4 protein-coding genes and 1 pseudogene are annotated in these 3,825 nt (G+C 72.1%); 1 reads left to right on the top strand and 4 read right to left on the bottom strand.

From position 1 onward, the window contains the following. From AC2W7M_RS21710 to cysQ, 4 genes and pseudogenes are all read right to left on the bottom strand, one after another. Positions 1-672, bottom strand: a pseudogene (locus AC2W7M_RS21710) (hypothetical protein); the annotation flags it as partial. Beyond that, positions 587-1,147, bottom strand: a complete 561-nt coding sequence (locus tag AC2W7M_RS21705) for a hypothetical protein (RefSeq protein WP_486134843.1) — start codon at positions 1,145-1,147, stop codon at positions 587-589. The gene AC2W7M_RS21705 and the pseudogene AC2W7M_RS21710, both read right to left, overlap by 86 nt. Before the next feature lie 85 nt (positions 1,148-1,232). After that, positions 1,233-1,832, bottom strand: coding sequence for a DUF1134 domain-containing protein (locus tag AC2W7M_RS21700; protein ID WP_486134841.1), 600 nt, complete (start codon positions 1,830-1,832; stop codon positions 1,233-1,235). Positions 1,833-2,044: 212 nt separating this feature from the next. Next, positions 2,045-2,827: a 3'(2'),5'-bisphosphate nucleotidase CysQ gene (cysQ, locus tag AC2W7M_RS21695; RefSeq protein WP_486134845.1), complete on the bottom strand. Its 783-nt coding sequence runs from the start codon at positions 2,825-2,827 to the stop codon at positions 2,045-2,047. Positions 2,828-3,059: 232 nt separating this feature from the next. On the opposite strand from cysQ, the gene chpT reads away from it, so the two are divergent. Further along, a complete protein-coding gene (chpT, locus tag AC2W7M_RS21690) occupies positions 3,060-3,713 on the top strand; it encodes a histidine phosphotransferase ChpT (RefSeq protein WP_486134839.1) in 654 nt (217 codons plus the stop codon). The last annotated feature ends 112 nt before the right edge of the window (positions 3,714-3,825 follow it).

The following is a 3,825-nucleotide window of genomic DNA, read 5'->3' as shown; positions in this document are numbered from 1 at the left end:
CACATCGGCGCGGATGCGCTCGGCGAGCCCCGATGGCGCGCCGGCGTCGCCGCCGACGAGCGCCGGAACCGGCGAGGCCGCCCCTTCCAAACGGGATGTCAGGGCGACGATCTGCGCCGCGAGATCGGCCAGGGCCTCCTTGACCGGGGCGAGATCGGCCGGCGGGGCCGGTTCCTCGATCGGCGCGGCGGCGGATCGCGCGCGTTCCAGCGCATCCGCCATCAGCGAATGGTCGGCCCGCAGGCGGTCGAGGTCGGCAGCGATGCGGCGCGTCTCCGCCTCGGCATCGGCAAACTCGCTGGCCCGCCGGTGCTCGAAGGCGTGGACCACCGAGCGCGTGGCGTCCAGATCGGTGTGCGCGGCGGCAAGCGCACCGGTGGTGCGCTCCAGCTCGGCCGACAGGCGGGCGATGTCCTCCGCCTGCGCGGCGCCCAGCGCCTGCGCGCCCGCCAGATCGGCCTGGGTGCGCTCCAGCTCGGCGGCGAGGCGTTCCGTGCCGGCGCGCTCGGCCTCAAGCGCGGCGGTGGTGGTCTCCAGGCGGTGCGTGGTGGCGGTGAGGTTGGTGGTGAGGAGCGCGGCTTCCGCTTCAAGGTCGGTGACGCGGCCCTGTTCGCGGGAAAAGGCTCGCCTCGCGCTCGGCGAGGGTCGCTGTCTGCTCGGCGACGCGGGCATTCAATTGCGCCACCGTGGTCTCTTGCGCGGCGATGGTCTCGCGCGCGGCCGCGAGCTCCTGGTCGAGCGCGGCGCCGCGCGCCGTCAGGTCGCTCACCTGGTCCTGAAGCTCGCCGATCAGCACCGCCCGTTCGGCGGCGATCGCGGCCGCGCCGTCGCCAGTGCGGCTGAGTTCGGCGACGGTCTGCTCCAGCTCGAAGTTCCGCTGGCGCTGGGCCTCGATGGTGGCGGCGTGGGCGACGATGGCCGCCCGCAGCTCATCCACCTGCAGTTCCAGCCGCCGCTGGCTGAGGGCGAAGAAGGCGCGCTGCTGGTCCTTGTCGGCCTGGATCTCGAACAGCGAGACCGGCACCGCCGCCTCGACGCGCCGCGTGGTCAGGCGCACGGCCCGGTGCCAGACCGCGGGCAGCACGAGCAGGGCCGCGAGCGTCGCAAGGAGGACACCCAGAAGGAAGTACAGGATCTGCTCGATCACCCGCGCACGCGCCCTTATCGCTCCCCGAGGGCTCCTTCATGCCACGGCGCGCGGGCGCCCGCCAGAGCGGCTGGCCGCGCCCGGGTCAGAAAGGGTTCCAGGTGGGCGTGGGGGTGAACTTGAGGTAACCGAGATTGGCGCCGAGGCGCACGCCCACGCCCGAGCGGATCGGCACCACCACGATGCCGTCGGCCCCGAGCGCCGTCATGCCGAAGCCGGCCACCAGATAGGCCGAGCCGGAAATGCCGCCGAACCGGCGGAAAATGTCGTCCACGCTGCGCAGATTGTACACCAGGACCATGGTGCGGGCGCCGTCGCCGCCGAAGTCCCAGCCCACCGACGGACCCTGCCAATAGACCTTCAGGTCGCCGGCATTGCGGGTATAGAGCACGCCCTCGCCGTAGCGCAGCCCGCCGATGAAGGCGCCCGCGCCCTCCTGGCCGAGGATGTAGCCGTTGGGCTGGCCCCACTGGCTCACCGCCTTCTCGATGGACAAAGCCAGTCCGCGCGAGATCGAGCCGAAGAAGGAGTGGCCCTTGCTGACCAGCTCGTTGGTCGAATAGGTCTGCGGCGTCGGCGACTGCTGGGCCGCGGCCGGGCCGATGGCGGCAAGGGCGAGGCCGAGGGCCACCAGCAGGGTGGCGGGGCTCAGGCGGAACGGGCGCAAGCTCTGGACCAGGGGCATGGCGGCTCCAACGGTGGGCAGCGACGGGAACGCACGCACCGGCACCGACGGCGGACCCATCGCCGGGCAGCGCAGCGCGCCTCGAATCGAGGAACATTGTGGCACGTAGTGTGACGCCCGTGAGGCGCCGCGCGGGTTTTACAGACCTATCGCACGGCAAGCACCATCGCGGATACGGATTATCGTTCCCTTAACCGGGTGCCGCCGCGCATTCAGTCGGGCGCGCGGCCCGCGCCCCAGACGAGGAAGCCGTTCACCTTGAACCCGGCCTCCCTGTGGCCATAGGTGAGGGGGGACCCGTCCGGCCGGGTCACGCGGCCGCCGGCGGCGTTCACCAAGGCATGGCCGGCGGCGGTGTCCCACTCCATCACGGTGCCGAAGCGCGGATAGAGGTCCACCTTGCCCTCGGCCAGGAGGCCGAACTTGAGGGCCGAGCCGGCGGGGATCATCTCGGCCACCTCGTGTCGGGCCACGAAGGCATCGGTGACAGGATCGCCGTGCGAGCGGCTGGTGGCGACGCAGATCGGCCCGTCGGGCACCGGGCGGCAGCCGATGGGCTGCCAGTCCTGCGCGTCCACCGGCGCGCCCGGCGCGCGCAAGGCGCGGAAGGCGGCGCCCGGCCGCCCGGCATAGAGCAGCGCCAGCGCCGGGGCATAGACGATGCCGAGCACCGGGCGGCCGTCCTCCACCAGAGCGATGTTCACCGTGTACTCGCCATTGCCCGAAAGGAACTCGCGGGTGCCGTCCAGCGGGTCCACCAGGAAGAAGCGCTGGCCCGGCTCCACCTGCGCGCCCGCCGCCATGGCTTCCTCGGCGATCACCGGCACGCCCGGCGCAAGGCGCGCGAGATGGGCGCAGATGATGGCCTCGGCCTCGCGGTCGGCCTTGGTGACGGGGCTCCTGTCGGCCTTTTCCTCGGCCGTGAAGCCTTCCGCCTCGATGCGGCGAATGGCGATGCCGGCATCGAGCGCGGCGGCGGCGAGGCCCGCCAGCAGCGGGGAGTCCGTGGGCAGGGGGGCGCGGGAGGCGGGAAGGGGCTCGGTCATGGGACGCCTCCTAGCACTCCTGCCGGATCGGGTCGACATGGGCGAAACCACCTGCGGTGGCGGTTTGCCTGCCGCACCGGCTCCGTTGTATCAGAGCCGACCTTGCCCTTGAGGATTCGGGCGGGCGCCGGCCGTTTTGGGTCCGGGCGCCGCGCCGATCCGCCACCCTGCGGGAGCCGCCATGTCCACCAAAGCCGCCGGCACCGCGCCCGAGGTTTCCGCGCTCGACCTCGCGGCACTGCTCTGCTCGCGGGTCTGCCACGACGTCATCAGCCCGGTCGGCGCGGTGGTGAATGGCGTCGAAGTGCTTGAAGATAAAGACGCCGCCGATATGCGCGAGGTCGCGCTCGATTTGATCGCCAAGAGCGCGCGGCAGGCCTCGGCCCGGCTCCAGTTCACGCGTCTCGCCTTCGGCGCGGCGGGCTCGGCGGGGGCGCGGCTCGATCTGGGCGACGCCGAGCAGGTGGTTCGCGGCATGATCGAGGACCAGCGCACCGGCGTGGACTGGCGGCTGCCGCGCGAGCTTCTGCCGAAGAACCGCGTGAAGCTGCTGCTGAATCTCGTCCTTCTCGCCACCACGACCATTCCGCGCGGCGGCGTCATCGTGGTCACTGCGGCGGGCGAGGGGGACGCGATGGGATTCCGGCTCGCGTCCACCGGCGTCAGCGCCAGAATTCCCCAGGGCGTCGAGGCGCTGATTGCGGGGACGACGCCGGAGGGGGGGCTGGATGCCCATGTGGTCCAGCCTTATTATACCGGCATGCTGGCGCGCGACTGCGCAGTGGCGGTCAGCTTCGTGCAGGATGGCGACACGGTGACGCTCACCGCCGCCTGACGGACGGATTCATGGGCCCAATCCGGCATCTGGTGCTGATCATCGGGTTGCGGCGGGGCTGGCATCTCGGCCGGCGCCGGTGCTGGCCATGGCGCTGCCGGACGCGCGCGCG

Source organism: Xanthobacter sp. BG11Y11_SDJG (assembly GCF_057364445.1).
This window is presented reverse-complemented; position numbering and strand designations above follow the sequence as displayed.